The sequence below is a fragment of the Sinomonas cellulolyticus genome (genome assembly GCF_014656475.1).
Classification (GTDB): domain Bacteria; phylum Actinomycetota; class Actinomycetes; order Actinomycetales; family Micrococcaceae; genus Sinomonas; species Sinomonas cellulolyticus.
In genome coordinates this window covers 1-799 of record NZ_BNCM01000041.1, presented here as the reverse complement: position 1 = coordinate 799, position 799 = coordinate 1, and the positions used below count along the sequence as shown (strand labels likewise).

At 66.7% G+C, this 799-nt stretch carries 1 protein-coding gene; it reads right to left on the bottom strand.

Annotated features, from left to right (window positions below):
* The coding region (locus IE231_RS18120; protein ID WP_445977852.1) for an IS1634 family transposase at positions 1-799 on the bottom strand (799 nt) is incomplete at both ends.

Genomic DNA, 799 nt, shown 5'->3' with positions numbered 1-799 from the left:
AGGTCGGACTTGGTCATGCGGAAGGACGCCTCGACCTGCCAGAGGTCGTGGTAGGCGCCGATCACCGCGGAGCCGGCCATGGTGGCCTCGGGCAGGCTGGTCACGTAGCCCTTGAGCCCTGCGAGCTGGCGGGCCCGGTCGATGGTGGCCTGGTCGAGGGCCTTCTCGGCGCCGGTGACCTTGAGGAACCTCGCCTTCTTCAAGGGAGTGGTGCCGGCGGCGATGCGTTCGGCCTTCTCGATCATGAGGTTGATGGTGCGCCGGTCCCGCTTGGCCCGCTTGAACGAGTACTGGTAGACGATCCGGCGTTCCCTCGCGTCCTTGCCGGTTCCCATGGTCCTTTTGGATTCGAGGACCTGCCCGTCCTGGAACCAGTCACCGTGCCGCTCGAAGTGATCGGCGAGGTCGTAGGGGGCCTTGGTCAGGCGGGAGCCGACGATGAAGGAGAATCCGGCGTCCTCGAGCGCGTTCAGGTTGCCGGCCGAGAGCATGCCGGCGTCGGCGACCACGACCATGTCGGTGACCCCATGCCTGGCCTGGAACGCCTCCAGCACGGGCACGAGCGTGGTTGTCTCGGCCTTGCGTCCGTCGAAGAGGTGCACCTCCAGCGGGAACCCGCCCGGGTCCACCAGGAGCCCTACCTGGACCTGCGGGTCGACCCGGTGCTCCTTGCTCATCCCGACCCGGCGCAGCTCGTCCTCGTCCTCATTCTCGAAATGGAGCGTAGTGACGTCATACAAGACCATCGCGGAGGTCCCAGATGTACGGACTGAGTGCGCCAGGCACGCCTTGGCGAGGC